General features: G+C 69.8%; 17 protein-coding genes. 10 read left to right on the forward strand and 7 right to left on the reverse strand.

Annotated elements, in window-relative coordinates; genetic code table 11:
- The first annotated feature begins 78 nt into the window (after window positions 1-78).
- Complete coding sequence (locus BWR60_RS10760) at window positions 79-1860, forward strand: ABC transporter ATP-binding protein (protein ID WP_088151021.1); 1782 nt, start codon at window positions 79-81, stop codon at window positions 1858-1860.
- Between the two features lie 88 nt (window positions 1861-1948).
- On the forward strand, window positions 1949-2464 hold the full coding sequence (locus tag BWR60_RS10765) for a hypothetical protein (RefSeq protein WP_088151022.1): 516 nt from the start codon (window positions 1949-1951) through the stop codon (window positions 2462-2464).
- Window positions 2465-2509: 45 nt separating this feature from the next.
- Here BWR60_RS10765 and BWR60_RS10770 read toward each other — a convergent pair whose 3' ends face one another.
- The 3 genes from BWR60_RS10770 to BWR60_RS10780 all read right to left on the reverse strand — a co-directional run bounded on the left by BWR60_RS10770 (window position 2510) and on the right by BWR60_RS10780 (window position 6418).
- Window positions 2510-4099, reverse strand: a complete 1590-nt coding sequence (locus BWR60_RS10770) for an ABC transporter substrate-binding protein (protein WP_088151023.1) — start codon at window positions 4097-4099, stop codon at window positions 2510-2512.
- 171 nt (window positions 4100-4270) lie between these two features.
- Window positions 4271-5542, reverse strand: coding sequence for an FAD-dependent oxidoreductase (locus BWR60_RS10775; RefSeq protein WP_088151024.1), 1272 nt, complete (start codon window positions 5540-5542; stop codon window positions 4271-4273).
- 6 nt (window positions 5543-5548) lie between these two features.
- Window positions 5549-6418, reverse strand: coding sequence for a polyphosphate kinase 2 family protein (locus tag BWR60_RS10780; RefSeq protein WP_088151025.1), 870 nt, complete (start codon window positions 6416-6418; stop codon window positions 5549-5551).
- 113 nt (window positions 6419-6531) lie between these two features.
- On the opposite strand from BWR60_RS10780, the gene BWR60_RS10785 reads away from it, so the two are divergent.
- On the forward strand, window positions 6532-7134 hold the full coding sequence (locus BWR60_RS10785; RefSeq protein WP_088151026.1) for a histidine phosphatase family protein: 603 nt from the start codon (window positions 6532-6534) through the stop codon (window positions 7132-7134).
- On the opposite strand, the gene BWR60_RS10790 is transcribed toward BWR60_RS10785, so the two are convergent.
- Window positions 7123-8322 (reverse strand): TMEM43 family protein, encoded by a 1200-nt coding sequence (locus BWR60_RS10790; protein WP_088151027.1) that lies wholly within the window; start codon window positions 8320-8322, stop codon window positions 7123-7125. The two genes, BWR60_RS10785 and BWR60_RS10790, sit on opposite strands and share 12 nt — an antisense overlap.
- Window positions 8323-8509: 187 nt before the next feature.
- Between BWR60_RS10790 and BWR60_RS10795 the strand changes: the two genes are divergently transcribed.
- From BWR60_RS10795 to minE, 5 genes are all read left to right on the forward strand, one after another.
- Complete coding sequence (locus BWR60_RS10795; RefSeq protein WP_088151028.1) at window positions 8510-8734, forward strand: hypothetical protein; 225 nt, start codon at window positions 8510-8512, stop codon at window positions 8732-8734.
- A gap of 110 nt (window positions 8735-8844) precedes the next feature.
- Window positions 8845-9558, forward strand: coding sequence for an RluA family pseudouridine synthase (locus BWR60_RS10800; RefSeq protein WP_088151029.1), 714 nt, complete (start codon window positions 8845-8847; stop codon window positions 9556-9558).
- 294 nt (window positions 9559-9852) lie between these two features.
- Window positions 9853-10569 (forward strand): septum site-determining protein MinC, encoded by a 717-nt coding sequence (gene minC, locus BWR60_RS10805; protein WP_088151030.1) that lies wholly within the window; start codon window positions 9853-9855, stop codon window positions 10567-10569.
- 23 nt (window positions 10570-10592) lie between these two features.
- Window positions 10593-11408, forward strand: coding sequence for a septum site-determining protein MinD (gene minD / locus BWR60_RS10810; RefSeq protein WP_088151031.1), 816 nt, complete (start codon window positions 10593-10595; stop codon window positions 11406-11408).
- Window positions 11405-11683 (forward strand): cell division topological specificity factor MinE, encoded by a 279-nt coding sequence (gene minE / locus BWR60_RS10815; protein WP_088151032.1) that lies wholly within the window; start codon window positions 11405-11407, stop codon window positions 11681-11683. The genes minD and minE overlap by 4 nt, the downstream gene beginning before the upstream one ends.
- Before the next feature lie 113 nt (window positions 11684-11796).
- Here minE and BWR60_RS10820 read toward each other — a convergent pair whose 3' ends face one another.
- The 3 genes from BWR60_RS10820 to BWR60_RS10830 form a co-directional block, all read right to left on the reverse strand.
- Window positions 11797-12621: a class I SAM-dependent methyltransferase gene (locus tag BWR60_RS10820; protein ID WP_088151033.1), complete on the reverse strand. Its 825-nt coding sequence runs from the start codon at window positions 12619-12621 to the stop codon at window positions 11797-11799.
- A gap of 74 nt (window positions 12622-12695) precedes the next feature.
- Window positions 12696-13133 carry a VOC family protein gene (locus BWR60_RS10825; RefSeq protein ID WP_088151034.1) on the reverse strand — a complete coding sequence of 146 codons (438 nt, stop codon included), beginning with the start codon at window positions 13131-13133 and terminating at the stop codon, window positions 12696-12698.
- Between the two features lie 108 nt (window positions 13134-13241).
- Complete coding sequence (locus tag BWR60_RS10830) at window positions 13242-13940, reverse strand: iron-containing redox enzyme family protein (protein ID WP_179221714.1); 699 nt, start codon at window positions 13938-13940, stop codon at window positions 13242-13244.
- Window positions 13941-14130: 190 nt separating this feature from the next.
- Here BWR60_RS10830 and amaB point away from each other — a divergent pair, with 190 nt between their 5' ends.
- Both amaB and BWR60_RS10840 read left to right on the forward strand, forming a co-directional pair.
- A complete protein-coding gene (amaB, locus tag BWR60_RS10835) occupies window positions 14131-15633 on the forward strand; it encodes an L-piperidine-6-carboxylate dehydrogenase (RefSeq protein WP_088151036.1) in 1503 nt (500 codons plus the stop codon).
- Between the two features lie 281 nt (window positions 15634-15914).
- Window positions 15915-16880: an ABC transporter substrate-binding protein gene (locus BWR60_RS10840; protein ID WP_088151037.1), complete on the forward strand. Its 966-nt coding sequence runs from the start codon at window positions 15915-15917 to the stop codon at window positions 16878-16880.
- Window positions 16881-16921: the final 41 nt, after the last annotated feature.

Here is a 16921-nt window from a genome sequence, read left to right on the forward strand (position 1 = left end):
CCCCTACCCCCCTCCCGCAGGGGGAGGGGGGACCAGGAGTGAGTCGCCCCGAGACCGCATCGACAGGATCGGGGCACCATGAGCGGTTCGAGTTCCCCCCTCCTCCAGGTCCGCAACCTCAGCACGCAGGTGGCGACGCCGGCGGGGCCGAAGCTGGTGGTCGAGGATCTGAGCTTCGACCTGAACCCCGGCGAGACGCTGTGCATCGCCGGGGAATCGGGCAGCGGCAAGTCGATGACCTCGCTGTCGATCATGGGGCTGCTGCCGCAGCCCATGGCCCGGGTCGCCGGCGGCCGGGTGCTGCTGGAGGGCCGCGACCTGCTGGCGCTGCCCGAGCGGCAGATGCGGCGGGTGCGCGGCGGCGAGATCGCGATGATCTTCCAAGAACCGATGACCAGCCTGAACCCGGTGATGTCGGTCGGGCGCCAGATCGCCGAGGCGATCCGCGCCCATCGCCAGGTCGACGGCGCCGGGGCCCGGCGGCTGGCGCTGGAGGCGCTGGAGGCGGTGCGCATCTCCGAGCCCGAGCGGCGGCTGCGGCAGCATCCGCACGAGCTGTCGGGCGGCATGCGGCAGCGGGTGATGATCGCCATGGCCCTGGCCTGCCGGCCCAAGCTGCTGATCGCCGACGAGCCGACCACGGCGCTGGACGTCACCATCCAGGCCCAGATCCTGGAGCTGATGCGCGACCTGCGGCGCCAGTTCGGCACCGCGCTGATCCTGATCACCCACGACATGGGCGTGGTGGCCGAGATGGCCGACCGGGTGGTGGTGATGAGCCAGGGCAAGGTGGTGGAGAGCGGACCGGTGGTGCCGCTGTTCGAGGCGCCGGCCCGGGACTACACAAGGGCGCTGCTGGCCGCCGTGCCGAAGCTGGGCCAGATGGCCGGCCGCGACGCGCCGCTGCGCGCCGACGCCCCTGCCCTGTCCCCTGCAGCGAATGAACCGGTCGTGGCGGTGAAGGACCTGACCGTCCGCTTCGACATCGCCGGCGGGCTGCTGCAGCGCACGGTCAAGCGCGTGCACGCGGTGGAGAGCCTGTCCTTCGCCCTGGCCGCCGGCGAGACCCTGGCCCTGGTCGGGGAGAGCGGCTGCGGCAAGTCCACCACCGGCAAGGCTCTGATGGGCCTGGTGCCCTGGCGCGGCTCGATCCGCATCGCCGGGGCTGAGGCCGCGGGGCTGGGCCCGGCCGCGCTGAAGCCGCTGCGCCGGAACATCCAGATGGTGTTCCAGGATCCCTACGCCTCGCTCGATCCGCGCATGACCGTGGGCGAGCTGGTGGCCGAGCCGCTGGTGATCCACGGCCTGGCCAAGGGCGGCGAGCTGGCCGACCGGGTCGAATGGCTGTTCCGCCGCGTCGGGCTGGCGCCGGAGCTGCGCCACCGCCACCCGCATGAATTCTCCGGCGGCCAGCGCCAGCGCATCTGCATCGCCCGGGCGCTGAGCCTGTCGCCCAAGGCGATCATCGCCGACGAATCCGTGTCCGCCCTCGACGTCTCGGTCCAGGCCCGGGTGCTGGACCTGCTGCACGAGTTGCAGGCCGATCTCGGCCTCGCCTATCTCTTCATCTCGCACGACATGGCGGTGGTGGAGCAGATCAGCCACCGGGTGGCGGTGATGTATCTCGGCCAGATCGTCGAGACCGGCACCCGCCGCCAGATCTTCGAGGATCCGCGCCACCCCTACACGAAGAAGCTGATGCAGGCGGTGCCGATCGCCGATCCCCGCCGCCGCCGCGACCATTTCCAGCGCCTGTCCGGCGAGGTGCCGAGCCCGGTGCGGCCGGTCGGCTACGCGCCGGTGCTGGTCGACCTGGCCGATATCGGCGGCGGCCACCTGGTGGCGCGGGAGGCGGCCTGACCCCCGGCCCCGGTTTCACAACTTCCGCGCCGCCGCGTCCTGGGATTCGGATTCGGACGTTCGTCCGCCCCATCCCCAGGAGGCGCCCGTGGTCTACACCGTTCCCGCCGCCCAGATCGTCGGCCAGCAGGCCCTGACGGTCACCGGCCTGCTGCAGCTCGTCAGCGGCACCAACCCGCCGCCGAACGTGCCCTTTCCCACGCTCGGCAGCCCGCCGGGCGCGGTCACCAATCTCGGCCCCGGCCAGGGCGTCACGATCCAGGCGGGGCTGGCGCCGGAGGTCGTCCGGTCGTTCGGCCTGATCACCTGCGCCTCGGTCTGCTACGTCACCACGGCCAGCACCACCGGCTATGTCTATCACGCCAATGCCGGCGCCATCCCCAATGGCAGCTTCAATGCGGCGATGGCCGCGATCGGCGCGGCCGGGCCGCCCTACAACGCCGTCTATGTCGCCTATGCCCACCAGAACGCCACGGATCAGGGCTATCAGCAGACGCTCGGCGACCTGGTGAACTGGGGCGTGCCGACCAACAACATCGTCGAGGTCGAATGGCTGTTCCTGCCGCAATTCGGCATGAACAACCTGCTGCAGCTCGGATACTGAGACCGGGCAGGCCGGCCGGCCCCGTCGGACCGGCCGGCCCGACGGTCACTGCTTGCCGCCCTGCCAGAAGAAGTCGTTCTCCGTGCCCGGCCCCCAGACCAGGCCCTGGACATTCTTCCGCGCGGCAACAGCCTCCACCTGCTGGAACATGAAGGCGTAGGGCCCGGTGTCGCGGATCTGGCGCTGCAGGTCCGCATACATCGCCTGGCGCTTGGCCGTGTCGGTCTCCAGCACCGCGGCCTCGGTCTGCTTGGTCAGCTCGGGGATGTCCCAGGAGGTGCGCCAGGCCGTGGTCTTCATCGGCGGGTTCTCGCCGTTGTCGAGATTCATGCCGAAGTTCTGGGCGTTGGTGTGCGGGTCCTGATAGTCCGGCCCCCAGCGCCCGATCGCGGTCTGATACTTGCGGCTGCGGATCTTGCTGGTCTGCTGCTTGTCGTCCGAGGCGATGATCTGCAGTTCCACCCCCGCCTTGGCGAAGGTCGCCTGGATCGACTGCGCCATCTCGAGATAGGGCGACCCGTTCGGCACGTCGATGCTGATCTGGAAGCCGTTGGGATAGCCACCCTGGGCCAGCAGCTGCTTGGCCTTGTCGACGTCGAGCTTGAACGGCATGTCGTCGAGGGCGCCGAGGAAGCCCTTGGGCAGGAAGTTCTCATGCGGGACCGCGAGGCCCTTCATGAAGCTGTCCGCCATGCCCTGATAGTCGATCAGGTTCTTCAGCGCCTGCCGCACCTCGACCTTCTTCAGCGGCTCGGTCTGGGTGTTCATCGACAGGTACCAGAGGGTGCCGCGCGGCACCTCCTGCACCGTCACGTCCGGGTTCGACTTCAGCGAGTCCAGCTGCTCTCCGGTCAGGCCGCGGGCGATGTCGACATCGCCCTTCTGCAGCAGCAGCAGCTGGGAGGTCGGGTCCAGCACATGGCGGAAGAAGATCCGCTTGAAGCCCGGCTTGCCCCGCCAGTAGTCGTCGAACCGGTTCATCACCAGGCTCTCATTCGGCTTCCAGCCGCCGAGCTCGTAGGGGCCGGAGCCGGCGGAATGGGTGTTCAGCCATTCATGGCCGAAATCGCCGTTCTTGGCGTTCGCCTCCACCACCTTGCTGTCGACCACCGAGGAGACGGTGGCGCTGAGGCAGTTGAGGACGAAGCTGGGCGCGTAGGCCTTGTCGGTCCTGAACACCAGCGTCCGCGCGTCCGGCGCCGTGACCATCGTGTCGACATTCTCCGCCGTCAGGCCGAACTGGCCGACGATGAAGGCCGGCGACAGGTTCAGCTTGATGGCGCGGCGGATCGAATAGGCCGCGTCCTCCGCCGTCAGCGGGTTGCCGGAGTGGAACTTGACCCCGTCGCGGATCTTGAAGCTGTAGCTCTTCCCGTCATCGGCGACGGTCCAGCTCTCGGCGATGCCGGGCAGGAAGTTCGCCGGGTCCTGGGCGTTGTAGTAGATCAGCCGGTCATAGACCTGGTTGATGTACTCGGTGGTCGAGAACTCGAACACCTCCGCCGGGTCGAGGCTGATGATGTCGTCGATGCGGTAGGCCTGGACCAGCGTGTCCTTCGGCGTCTCGGCCCGGGCCGGCAATACGGCGCAGCCGAGCAGGATCGCGGCGATGGCGCCGCGGAATATTGTTCTCATTCGATGCACCCCCTGTTTGATGGGCAGGGTGATCCTAGGCCGGCCCGTCAGCGCCGACTAGGCGGATTCGCTCATGCGTTGGCGTATCCGCCTATTTCCACTGCAGGCGCGGGATCCGCGCCGCCGGAGCGAGCCGGATCACGATTCAAGATCAGACTGCAACTATCTGAGTTATCGTATTATTTCTCGATCCGGCGAGGCGTTCTCCGCGACCGGTGCGGGCATGCCGGCCAGGGCCGTGGGATGCGTCCGGGCGAAGGGGCCGAGGGCGAGGCCGGCGAAGGTCTCGACCATCCGGCGGCGCATCCAGGGCAGCCGCGTCGACGGATGGAAGGTCAGGTCGCGCAGCGGCCCGATCCAGCGCCTGTCGGACTGGAAGGCCGGGGTCAGCAACGCGCTCATGCGCTGGTAGAAGCGGATGTGCCGCCGGCGCCGCGCGCCATAGGCGGCCAGGGCGGCGGGAATGTCCGGCGCCGCCGCCAGGGCATCGGTCAGGGCGGCGCCGTCCAGCATCGCCATGGTCACCCCCGCGCCGAGCTGCGGGCTGGTCGAATGGGCGGCGTCGCCGATGAAGGCGATGCGGTCGCCGAACGGCCGGGGCAGCGTCGCCTGGGCGTAGCGGGCCAGCGTCAGCTGCGCCATGTCGGTGATGCCGGCGATCGTCGGCTCGACCTCGGGCCACAGGTCGAGCACGCGGCGCCGCCACGCCGCGATCCCCGCCGCCACCAGGGCCGGATGCTCCGCCACCCGCAGGCTCCAGAACAGGATGGCGCGCGGGACATCGTCGCCCGGCACCCGCCCGACCGGCAGCAGCCCCAGCATCTCCCGCGCCGAACGGAAGCGCTGCTCCAGGCGGTCCAGGCGCAGCCCCGTGGCCGGCACCGTGGCCCAGACCGCGCCATAGGCGTAGGGGCGCGGCCGGACAGGGTCACGGGCGAGCGGGCGCAGCGCCGAGCCGCTGCCGGTCGCGTCGACCACGAGATCGACGGGCTCCAGCCGGTGCCCGGCGGCGGTGACCGGGACCGGCCGGCCCGTCGCATCGGCCGCCAGCGTGGTGATCTCGACCCCGGTCTCCACCGGGATGCGGCGGGACGCGGCGGCCTGCCAGAGCACGTCGAAGATCGCGGCGCGGTGGATCGCCAGGCCATGCAGCGCCGGGTCGACCGCGGCATAGCTGAGGTCGAACACCACCCGGCCCGATGGCTGCGACCGGGCATACAGCCCGTCGATGCGTTGGCCATGGGCTAGGGCGGCATCGAGCGCGCCGATCCGGCCCAGCGCGGCCAGCCCGGCCGGCTGCAGCATCAGCCCGGCGCCGATCGGCCGCGGCTCCGGCACGCGCTCGAGCAGCCGCACCCGGTGACCGGCATCGTGCAGGAAGCAGGCGGCGGCCAGCCCGGCCGGGCCGGCGCCGCAGACGGCGATCGACAGCGGTCCGGCCACGATCGGCTATTCGTTCTCCAGCGCCGCGCGGGCGGCCTGCAGCTTCTCGCTGATCCCGGGCTCGACCTTCGGGTAGGCGAGGTCGAGCCCGTCCATCGCGTCGACCACCGCGGCGGCCACGGCCAGGCGGGTGAACCACTTGTTGTCGGCGGGGATGACGTGCCAGGGCGCATGCGGCGCGGCGGTCGCCCGGATCATCTCCTCATAGGCCTTCATGTAATCAGGCCACAGCTGCCGCTCCGCCACGTCCGAGGGCTGGAACTTCCAGTGCTTCTCCGGCTCGTTCAGCCGGTCGAGGAAACGCTTCTTCTGCTCCTCGCGCGAGACGTTGAGGAAGAACTTCAGGACCAGCGTGCCGTTGCGGGCCAGGTAGCGCTCGAAGGCGCCGATATCCTCGAACCGCTCCTTCCAGATCTTCTTGGTCACCAGCTTCGGCGGGATGCGCTGGTTGCCCAGCACGCCGGAATGGACCCGGACGACCAGCACTTCCTCGTAGTAGGAGCGGTTGAAGATACCGATCCGCCCACGCTCCGGCAAATGGCGGGTGGTGCGCCACATGAAGTCGTGGTCCAGCTCCTCCGCCGAGGGTTGCTTGAAGGCGGTGACCTGGCAGCCCTGCGGGTTGATGCCGGACATGACGTGCTTGATGGTGCTGTCCTTGCCGGCCGCGTCCATCGCCTGGAAGATCAGCAGCACCGACCAGTGGTCCTGGGCGTAGAGCTTGTCCTGCATCTCCGCCAGCCTGGCGACGCTGTCGGCCAGTGCTTCCTGCGCCACCACCTTGTCGTCCAGCCAGGCGGTGTCGCCCGGGTCCCAGTCCTTCAGGCGGAAGCCCTCGCCATCCTCGATCCGGTACCGCTTCGCCAGCTTGCCCATCCGTCCCCCTCCCCGGTCGATGCGCCCACGCGCCGATGAACCACGATCGATGCAGGAATTTCACCGGTCTGGCAAATCGGAGATGATGCCGCATCGTACGGAACGAGGACCGCATGGCCCGGCACGTCTATGTCATCACCCATCCCGATGTGCTGATCGACCCGGCCGTGCCGGTGCCGGACTGGCCGCTGTCACCGCGCGGCCGCGAGCGCATGCGGGCATCCCTCCGGCTGCCGTGGATGGCGGGCGTGCGGGCGTTGTTCAGCAGCACCGAGCGGAAGGCGGTCGACGGCGCGGAGATCCTGGCTGCGGCGCTGGACCTGCCGATCACGCAGATCGCAGATCTGGGTGAAAATGACCGATCCTCAACAGGTTATCTGCCGAAGCTCGAGTTCGAGACGATGGCCGATGCCTTCTTCGCCCGGCCGCAGGAAAGCGTGCGCGGCTGGGAGCGCGCGATCGACGCCCAGCGCCGGATCGTCGCGGCGATGGAGGAGGTGCTGCGCCGCGCGCCGGTCGAGGGCGACGTCGCAGTCGTCTCGCATGGCGGGGTCGGGGCGCTGTATCTCTGCCATCTGCAGGGGCACCCGATCGGCCGCGACGCCGACCAGCCGCCGACCAATGGCGGCAACTACTACGCCTTCTCGGCGACTGACCGGCGGTTGCTGTCGGGATGGACGACCATCGATCAAAACGGCTTTATATCAAAGCATTAGATCGAATTTCTCACATCTTGTCTTCGGCGGCGTGTCGGGCGGGCGGGCCGTGACGAACAGCGCGGCCACGGCAAGGGCCAGCGCGGCAGCCGTTCCGGCCAGCATGGCGACCCAGTTCTGGGCCATCCAATACGCCATGAAGCCGAGGGCGACGGCGGCCGGAAGCGCCATCATCGCAAACGGCAGCAGGAGCAGGATGAGAACCGCCACCAGAGCCGGGCCGGGCAGGTATCCCAACGCGTCCGATGCTGCGAGCGGCCAGCCCGTTCCCTCGGATGACTGTGCGTCGGGGTCGCGCGGCCTGAAGCCGCCGAGGAAAAAGAAAGCCAGGGCGCCGGCCAGGATCGCGATGCCGACACCCCGACCCCACAGCTGGGCGTTGGAGGGCCCTTCGAGAACGCCGAAGCCGAGAAACGCCTCTGCCGGCTCATCTCCGGACAACACTGCGGATTGCAGGAGCCCGAATGCCTCCCGGTACAGCCGCCCCTCCCGCTGCCGCCCGATCGCGGTGACGATCCGGTCACCGCCGCGCGTCCGATAGCTGACCCGCAGATCGCCGATGCGGCGAACCGCAGGGGTGGCCGACAGCACCACCCAGTCTCGGTCCAGACCCGCCGCCAGTTCCGGCAGGCGCCGGGCCAGCGCCGGCAGCGCATCGGCGGAGACCACGCTGCTGTCGAACCCGCCGGCGCGGGCGAGGCCGGCATCGACGGGAACGCCGCCGATTCGCGCCGTCGTATTGGAGAAGACATGGCTGGCGAAGGGGAATTCCGGATTGTCCGGCGCCGGCCGGTTGCTGTCCTCGAGACGCCAGGTCGGGATCCGGATCGCGCTCCAGCGAAGGTCCGGGCCGCTGCGGTCGCCGGGGCTGCGCAACAGCCGAAAGTCCTGCCACATCTCGACCTCGCGCTCGAGCGCCAGGCCGGGAGCGGAGAACCCCGTGTCACCATCCGTGACAGGCCCGTCGGCCGCCAGCCGGCCGACGATGCGGACCATCCGCCCCTCATCGGCCGGGTCGAGCCCCCGGGTGCCTCGATCCACGATGGCCCCCAGCGTGGCATCGATCGCCCGGCGCTGGTTCCGGGCAGTGACCTCGCCCCACGCCATCGCCACCAGGGCCAGCGCGCAGGCGCAGACGCCGACCAGAACCGCTGTCGACAGGCGGCGCGAAGCAAGGGTGATGGGCATCGTCGCCTCCCGGCGACCCACAGCGTTCAGGCCAGCGTCGCGGAGCGATGCGGCAACCTCAGGGCAGCAGGATGGCAGGGTCGCCCCCTGCCCGCATCGCCCGGCGCCGACCAGGCGCGACGGAAGGCGAGACCCTTCCCGTGAAGTGTTCATGCCACCCAGGCATGACTTCGGTTGAAGGTCTCAAATGATTTCGAAGCTTACCCGCACCCTCCTGCTCGCGAGCGCCGTGATCGTCGCCGTGCCGGCGACCTTCGCCTCGGCGCAGGCCTATGACGGCCACCGGCAGCATCATCGCGAGACGCTGCAGCACCGGCAGCAGGCGGCCTGCGGCCATATCCACTCCCACAAGGCGCGCAACAGCTGCGAGGCCCGCATCGCCCATGACTGGCAGCGCGCCCGTCACCGCTGACCGATGATTCCAGGCCCCTGCCGCCCACCCGGCCGGGGCCTGTTTGCTGCGGGCTGGCCCCGCCCCCGGCCGCTGTTGCCTTCCGGCCGCCCCGGTGCGATGACGCCGGAATGATCGCCGCCCCGACACCCGTCTTGACCGACGCCGAGATCCTGGCCCGCCTGCTGTACCGGGATGGGCTGATGCTGATCCTCGACAAGCCGGCCGGGCTGCCGGTGCATGCCGGGCCGAAGGGCGGCCCGGTGCTGGACCACCATCTCGACGCGCTGCGCTTCGGCCTGCCGCACCCGCCCGCCCTCGCGCATCGCCTGGACAAGGACACCAGCGGCTGCCTGGTGCTGGGCCGGCACCGCAAGGCCACGGCGACGCTGGGCGAGCTGTTCGCCTCCGGCAAGGTCTCGAAGACCTATTGGGCGGTGGTCGAGGGCGGCCCCGCCCAGGATGAAGGCCGCATCGACCTGCCGCTGGCCAAGCGGTCGGCGCAGCGCGGCTGGTGGATGAAGGTCGACCCCGCCGGCCAGCCGGCGCAGAGCGAGTTCCGCGTGCTGGGCCGCGCCGGCGGCCTGGCCTGGCTGGAGCTGCGGCCGCTGACCGGGCGCACCCACCAGCTGCGGCTGCACTGCTCCGCCTCCGGCTTCCCGATCCTGGGCGATGCGATCTACGGCACCGCCGGCCGCGGGCCGGAGGCGCCACCGCTGCACCTGCACGCCCATGCCGTGTCGGTGCCGCTCTACCCCAAGAAGCCGCCGGTCGCGGCCGAGGCGGCGGCGCCACCGCATCTCGCTGAGACCCTGCGGCGATTCGATCCGAGGCCCGCCGGCTGAGTCGCCGCTGCGGTTGCGGCCGACACATCGGCGCCCGGCTCCGAGTCGCCCCGCACTCCGTCTCGCTTGCCGTCATCCCGTGGGCCGCAGGCCGTCCGTAGGTCCGTGGCCCCGGCCGCCGGCGCGGGCGGCGAAAGCTCCGCAAACCGGCCGCGACAGGATCCGCCGAGACACAACACATGGCGGCGAACATCCCTGGGAACCACAACCTGTTGCATATCCGGATCGAACCGGGTTCAATGGTCGAGAACCCCTGTGTTGACGGCCGGATCGCGCCCGGCTACGCCCCTGACCGTGACAACAGCAGCCCGCACCCGCCCCGCCATCCGCTTCCGTGGTCGTTCCTTCATGGCGCTCGTCCTGGCGCCGGAACCGCCGATCACGGACTGGCTCACCGAGCTCGACGCCCAGATCCAGCGTTCGCCGGCCTTCTTCCAGGGCCGCCCCGTGGTGGTCGACCTGTCGGCCCTGCCGATGCGCAAGCAGGACCTGACGGCGCTGATCGAGGACCTGCAGCAGCGCGATATCCGTCTGATCGGGATCGAGGGTGCCGACCCGTCCTGGCTCGGCTCCGAGGCCTGGGGCCTGCCGCCGATGATGACCGGCAGCCGCCCCGCCGGGATGATCGAGGTGCCGGACGGGGCCGAGGCCGCGACACCGGCGGCGGCCGAGGCGCGGCCCGCCGCCTCGCTGCTGCTGGACCGGCCGGTGCGCTCCGGCCAGTCGGTGATCTTCCCCGAGGGCGACGTGACGGTCGTCGGCTCGGTCGCCTCGGGTGCCGAGATCATCGCCGGTGGGTCGATCCACGTGTACGGCACGCTGCGCGGCCGGGCGATCGCGGGATCGACCGGCAACGGCCGGGCCCGCATCTTCTGCCGCAAGCTCGAGGCCGAGCTGCTGGCCATCGACGGTCTCTACAAGACCGCGGACGACATGGAGCCGAAGCTGCGCGGCAGGGCGGTGCAGGCTTGGCTCGACGGCGACGCCATGGTTCTGGCAGCCCTGGACTGAGGCATCAGAGGAGAATAGCGAATATGGCCAAGGTCTTGGTCGTGACATCCGGAAAGGGCGGGGTCGGCAAGACGACCTCCACCGCGGCGCTGGGCGCGGCCTTGGCCCAGAGCGGGCAGAACGTCGTCGTCGTCGATTTCGACGTCGGCCTGCGCAACCTCGACCTGGTGATGGGGTCCGAGCGCCGCGTGGTGTTCGACCTGATCAACGTGGTCCAGGGCGACGCCAAGCTGCCGCAGGCGCTGATCCGCGACAAGCGGGTCGACACCCTGTCGCTGCTGGCCGCGTCGCAGACCCGCGACAAGGACGCCCTGACCATGGAGGGCGTGTCCCGCGTCATCGGCGAGCTCAAGGAGAAGTTCGACTGGGTGATCTGCGACAGCCCGGCCGGTATCGAGAAGGGCGCCGTCCTGGCCATGCGCCACGCCGACATGGCCGTGGTGGTGACCAACCCCGAGGTCTCCTCCGTCCGTGACTCCGACCGTATCATCGGCCTGCTCGATTCCAAGACCGAGCGCGCCGAGAAGGGCGAGCGTGTCGAGAAGCACCTGCTGCTGACCCGCTACGACGCCGGCCGGGCCGAGCGCGGCGAGATGCTGAAGACCGAGGACGTGCTGGAGATCCTGTCGATCCCGCTGCTCGGCATCATCCCCGAGAGCGAGGAGGTGCTGCGGGCCTCGAACATGGGCGCGCCGGTCACGCTGAACGCGCCGCAGAGCGCCCCGGCCCGCGCCTATTTCGACGCGGTCAAGCGCCTGAAGGGCGAGACGGTCGAGATGTCGGTGCCCAGCGACAAGAAGGGCATCTTCGCCAAGCTGTTCGGCCGGAGGGTTGCATGAGCCTGTTCAGCTTCTTCACCAAGCGCAACTCCGCCCCGGTGGCGCGGGAGCGGCTGCAGATCCTGCTGGCCCATGAGCGGTCGGTGATCGGCGGACGCTCCGACCTGATCGCCACGCTGCAGGAGGAGATCCTGGCGGTGATCGCCAAGCACATCGCGGTCGACCGCGAGAAGGTGCAGGTCAAGCTCGACCGTGGTGACTCGGTGTCGACGCTCGAGGTCGACATCGAGATCCCGACCCCCTCGGGCCCGGCCCGGATCGCGGCACGGGGCTGATCGCCGCCGGTCTCACCCAGAAGGGGCAATGCGGAAGGCCCCGGTGAGACGCCGCCCGGCCACGGCTCAGCCGATCCGGCCGGTTTCCCTCCCATGCAGCCCGACGGCGCGCCTCAGCCCTTCACCGCCTCGCCCTTCACGGCTTCGATGGTGAGGCTGAGCGGCAGGCTCGGCCGGTCCACCGGCATCCGCCACAGCCCGTCCGGTCCCTGCATCAGGCACGGCCACATCTGCCAGGCGGCGGCGTCATGCTCGGGCAGCGCCGTCAGCCGCATCCCGGCCGCCAGCAGCGCACCGACGATGGCGCCGATCGGATGGGTCCATTCGACCGAGCGGGTGTGGGTGAAGACGGCATCGCGATCGGCGTAGCTGCCCTGCCCCTCGAATTCGAGCGGCGTATCTCGGAAATAGCTGTAGGTGGGCAGGATCTGGGCGTCCGCGCCGGCCTGTTCCAAGGCCATGCCCAGGGGATGGCCGTCGAGGAAATAGAGCCGACCACCGGGCTTCAGCAGCCCGGCCACCACCTGCGCCCAGCGGACGATGTCGGGCAGCCAGATGATCGTGCCCCAGCTGGTGAAGACGAGGTCGTGAAGTCCCTCGCCGAGCAGGTGTGGCGCGTCATAGACGTTACCCTCGACGAATTCGGCGCCGCTGCCGGTCTCGGCCGCCAGAGCCCGGGCCGCGGCGATCGCGGCGGCGGAGAAGTCGAGGCCGGTGACCCGCGCGCCGCGCCGGGCGAGATACATCGTGTCCATGCCGAAATGGCACTGCAGATGGGCCACGCGCAGCCCGGCGATGTCGCCGATCTCAGCCGCCTCGATCGGCCCCAGATCGGTCTCGCCGCGGCGGAAGCCGTCGACATCGTAGAAGGCGGAGCGGAGATGCACCGCCACCCGCTCGTCCCAGTTGGCCCGGTTGACGGCAACGCCCTCGTGCATCGGTTCCTCCCCTTCCCGCTCTTCATATCCGGCCCGGTTTCTACCAAAAGGTGCAATGGGCGGACAGGGCCGGATCAAGCCCGAGGGTGGGGACTCTCCCGGATCGGGGCCTGGAAGCACAGGCCGTAGCCGTCCGGATCGCGGAGATGGAGCTGCCGCATGCCGTAGGGTGCATCGGCCGGCGGCGCCAGATCCGGCAGCCCGGCCCGCAGCTCCTCATAGACCGCATCGATATCGTCGACGCCGATATACAGGCAGGTGTCGGCGTGCCAGCGCTGCCGGGCCTCGACCCGCTCCGCCGGGCGCTGCCCGTCGTCATAGGCGGTGTTCAGCATCAGCTGGGCCGGTCCCAGCGCCAGCCACACCCAATGCGGGAACCGCCCTTCTGGCGTCTCGACCATGGGCGAGGCGTCGATAACCGCGAAGCCCAGCAGTTCCTGGTAGAAGCCCAGCGACCGCGGCATGTCGTGGACCTGCAGCAGCGGCGTCATGCCCCGCACGGCGATGGCCATCCCCCGCCCCTCCTCCCTCAGAACCGCTGCGACGATGTATCTTGCCGCGGCGGAGCCGATGCGGAAACGGGCGATGTCCGGGCGTCGGACGCCATGGCCGATCACGGGTCAGCCTGCCATTCGGCGCGCCGGCATCGCCGACATGCCGTCGACGGCGCGGAGCATCCCGGCATAGAGCATCCGGGTCATCCGGGCCGAGGTCAGGATCGCATCGATCTCCGCCGGGTCGTCGAGGGCGGGCAGCGCCGCGGCCAGCGTCCGCACATGGCCTTCCCGCGACTCGACCCGGTTGCGCAGGAAGCCGAGCGCGCGGCGGATGCCGGCGATCCGCGCCGTCCGCTGCATCCCGTCGACCGTCGGCCCGGCGCAGGTGGCGGCAAGGTATTCGAGCAGATAGGCGACGCCGAGAAAGCCGGCGGGATGGTCGCTGCGGCCGAGGAAGCGGAACCAAGCGATCCAGGCCTGGGTCGGCGGCGCCGGCACCGAGGTGGCGACATCGGCCCGGCTGAAGCCGAGCGCCTCGAGATCGTCCAGCACCCGCTGGTCCAGCCCCGCCACCTCCCGCGCCTTCTCCTGCAGCAGCAGGGCCAGCGGCATGTGGCGGCCGTGGTCCAGCATCCGCTCCGCCGCCAGGGCCAGGGTCGGCTGCAGCGCGTGCTGGTAGTGATAGGCCTCCCGCAGCGTGTTGGCGTAGGTCGCGATCCCCGCCGACCCGTCGAGCAGGCTGCGGGCGCTGCGGATCTGCCGCACCGCCGCGACCATGGCCACCGCCTCGGCATGAAGCGCCTCGAGGAATGCCGCGCCCATCGTCCTCACCACCATTTATGGGATACGAACAAACCATAAGCACTATTTTATATCGAAGGCAATACCATTTTTGGTGGTGTATCCCGCAACCTCTTCCCGTCGCCGCTACGCTTGCCCCGCGGACCGCGCAACGATACGAATGCCGCCCATCAGCGCCTTCGGCGCTTCAAGTTCTCCGGAGTTGTGTTTCATGGAGTTGCACGATCTCATCCGCAGCCTCGGGCTCGATCCCGACGCCCTGACCGGCGGCACGCTGGTCGTCCGGTCGCCGGTCGACGGCACCGAGATCGCCCGCCTGCACGAGAATACCGAGGCCGATGCCGCCGCCGCGATCGAGCGCGCGTCGAACGCCTTCCTGAACTGGCGCACCGTGCCCGGCCCGCGCCGCGGCGAGCTGGTGCGCCTGTTCGGCGAGGAGCTGCGCGCCCACAAGGCCGAGCTGGGGCGGCTGGTCTCGATCGAGGCCGGCAAGATCCTGCAGGAAGGCCTGGGCGAGGTGCAGGAGATGATCGACATCTGCGACTTCGCGGTCGGCCTCTCCCGCCAGCTCTACGGCCTGACCATCGCGTCGGAGCGCCCCGGCCACCGCATGGCCGAGACCTGGCACCCGCTCGGCCCGGTCGGCGTCATCTCGGCCTTCAACTTCCCGGTGGCCGTGTGGTCCTGGAACGCGGCGCTGGCCTTGGTCTGCGGCGACCCGGTGATCTGGAAGCCGTCGGAGAAGACGCCGGTCACGGCGCTGGCCACCATGGCGATCTTCCGCAAGGCGGCCGAGCGCTTCGGCGGCGTGCCGGACGGCCTGGCCGAGATCCTGATCGGCGGCCGCGCCATCGGCGAGACGCTGGTCGACAGCCCGAAGGTGCCGCTGATCTCGGCCACCGGGTCGACCCGGATGGGCCGCGAGGTCGGGCCGCGCGTGGCCCAGCGCCTGGGCCGCTCGCTGCTCGAGCTCGGCGGCAACAACGCCATGATCGTCTGCCCGTCGGCCGATCTCGACATGGCGGTGCGCGCCATCCTGTTCGGCGCCGTCGGCACCGCCGGCCAGCGCTGCACCACGCTGCGCCGGCTGTTCGTGCATGAGAGCGTCTACGACAAGCTGGTCCCGGCCCTGAAACAGGCCTATGGGGCGGTCAGCATCGGCAGCCCGCTGGAGCAGGGCAAGCTGGTCGGGCCGCTGATCGACAAGGCGTCGTTCGACGGCATGCAGACGGCGCTGGCCGCCGCGCGCGACCAGGGCGGCACCGTCACCGGCGGGGTGCAGGTCACGGCGGGCGTCCCGGCCGGCGGCTTCTATGTCAGCCCGGCGATCGTCGAGATGCCGGCGCAGAGCGACATCGTCAAGCACGAGACCTTCGCGCCGATTCTCTACGTCATGAAGTACCGGGAGTTCGGCCAGGCGCTGATGCAGCACAACGACGTGCCGCAGGGCCTGTCCTCCTGCATCTTCACCACCGACATGCGCGAGGCCGAGACCTTCCTGTCGGCGGCGGGCAGCGACTGCGGCATCGCCAATGTCAACATCGGCACCTCCGGCGCCGAGATCGGCGGCGCCTTCGGCGGCGAGAAGGAGACGGGCGGCGGGCGCGAGAGCGGCTCCGACGCCTGGAAGGCCTATATGCGCCGGCAGACCGCGACGGTGAACTACAGCCGCGAGTTGCCGCTGGCCCAGGGCATCGTGTTCGACCTGGGTTAAGCCTCGCTCACGGATCAGCACCGAACCCAGGTCAATTCCCCATTGTCATTGCCGGGCTTGACCCGGCAGTCCAGAAGGTCTCGACAGACTCTGGATGCCCGGGTCAGGCCCGGGCATGACAGTGTTGGGTTCAGCTGTTGTTCAAGACACCCTATGTCGGCCGAAAAATCCGACAAAACGCAGGCGGGCGGCGGTTCCTTGACGGGTCACCGGCCGCCTGCGCTAATGCGCAACAGACGCCCGGCGACGTCAGCCGGGGAGACAAACACGGGGGGTTCCTCATGCAGATCAGCCGTTTGGCACTGGCGGCCGGCGCGGCGCTGGCGCTTCTGTCCTCGGCGGCCGTCGCCGCCGACAAGGTGACCGTGGCGGTCACCCAGATCGTCGAGCATCCGGCGCTGGACGCCGCCCGCGACGGCGTGAAGAAGGCGCTGGAGGAAGCCGGCTACAAGGACGGCGACAACCTCGTCTTCCAGTGGGAATCGGCGCAGGGCAACCCGGCCACCGCCGCCCAGATCGCCCAGAAGTTCATCGGCGAGAACCCGAATGTGATCGTGCCGATCGCCACCCCCTCGGCCCAGGCCGTGGTCGCGGCGACCCAGGACATCCCGGTGGTCTTCACCGCGGTCACCGACCCGGCCGGCGCGCAGCTGGTCAAGAACCTCGACCATCCGGGCGGCAACGTCACCGGCATCTCCGACCTGTCGCCGCTGGCCGATCACCTGAACCTGATCAAGGAGATCGTGCCGAAGGTGAAGACCATCGGCGTGCCCTATAATCCGGGCGAGGCCAACGCGGCGGCACTGATCGCGGCGCTGCAGGAGATGGCGCCGGAGTGGAAGGTCGAGATCGTCACCGCCGCCGCCGCCAAATCGGCCGACGTCCAGGGCGCGGCGCAGAGCCTGGTCGGCAAGGTCGACGTGATCTATGTCCCGACCGACAACACCGTGGTCTCGGCGCTCGAAGCCGTGATCCAGGTCGGCACCGAGAACAAGATCCCGGTCTTCTCCGGCGATACCGACAGCGTCTCGCGCGGCGCCATCGCCTCGGTCGGCTTCGACTATTTCGAGGTCGGCCGCCAGACCGGCGCGGTCGTGGCCCGCATCCTGAAGGGCGAGAAGCCGGGCGACATCCCGGTCAAGAACGCCAGCGGCACCGACCTGTTCGTGAACACCAAATCGGCCGCGGCGATGGGCGTCACCATCCCCGAGGCGGTGCTGAGCCGTGCCAAGAAGGTGATCAAGTAAGCGTCCTGACCCCCTCTCCCGCCCGGGAGAGGGGGTTTCCG

This window comes from Inquilinus limosus (assembly GCF_002195995.1).
GTDB classification, from domain to species: domain Bacteria; phylum Pseudomonadota; class Alphaproteobacteria; order DSM-16000; family Inquilinaceae; genus Inquilinus; species Inquilinus limosus_C.

Bases quoted from the DNA above. Each gene is read 5' to 3' on its own strand.
- BWR60_RS10760 (WP_088151021.1), top strand. From the start codon at position 79: ATGAGCGGTTCGAGTTCCCCCCTCCTCCAGGTCCGCAACCTCAGCACG.
- BWR60_RS10770 (WP_088151023.1), bottom strand. From the start codon at position 4,099: ATGAGAACAATATTCCGCGGCGCCATCGCCGCGATCCTGCTCGGCTGC.
- BWR60_RS10780 (WP_088151025.1), bottom strand. From the start codon at position 6,418: ATGGGCAAGCTGGCGAAGCGGTACCGGATCGAGGATGGCGAGGGCTTC.
- BWR60_RS10785 (WP_088151026.1), top strand. From the start codon at position 6,532: ATGGCCCGGCACGTCTATGTCATCACCCATCCCGATGTGCTGATCGAC.
- BWR60_RS10790 (WP_088151027.1), bottom strand. From the start codon at position 8,322: ATGCCCATCACCCTTGCTTCGCGCCGCCTGTCGACAGCGGTTCTGGTC.
- BWR60_RS10795 (WP_088151028.1), top strand. From the start codon at position 8,510: ATGATTTCGAAGCTTACCCGCACCCTCCTGCTCGCGAGCGCCGTGATC.
- BWR60_RS10800 (WP_088151029.1), top strand. From the start codon at position 8,845: ATGATCGCCGCCCCGACACCCGTCTTGACCGACGCCGAGATCCTGGCC.
- minD (WP_088151031.1), top strand. From the start codon at position 10,593: ATGGCCAAGGTCTTGGTCGTGACATCCGGAAAGGGCGGGGTCGGCAAG.
- minE (WP_088151032.1), top strand. From the start codon at position 11,405: ATGAGCCTGTTCAGCTTCTTCACCAAGCGCAACTCCGCCCCGGTGGCG.
- BWR60_RS10820 (WP_088151033.1), bottom strand. From the start codon at position 12,621: ATGCACGAGGGCGTTGCCGTCAACCGGGCCAACTGGGACGAGCGGGTG.
- BWR60_RS10825 (WP_088151034.1), bottom strand. From the start codon at position 13,133: ATGGCCATCGCCGTGCGGGGCATGACGCCGCTGCTGCAGGTCCACGAC.
- BWR60_RS10830 (WP_179221714.1), bottom strand. From the start codon at position 13,940: ATGGGCGCGGCATTCCTCGAGGCGCTTCATGCCGAGGCGGTGGCCATG.
- amaB (WP_088151036.1), top strand. From the start codon at position 14,131: ATGGAGTTGCACGATCTCATCCGCAGCCTCGGGCTCGATCCCGACGCC.
- BWR60_RS10840 (WP_088151037.1), top strand. From the start codon at position 15,915: ATGCAGATCAGCCGTTTGGCACTGGCGGCCGGCGCGGCGCTGGCGCTT.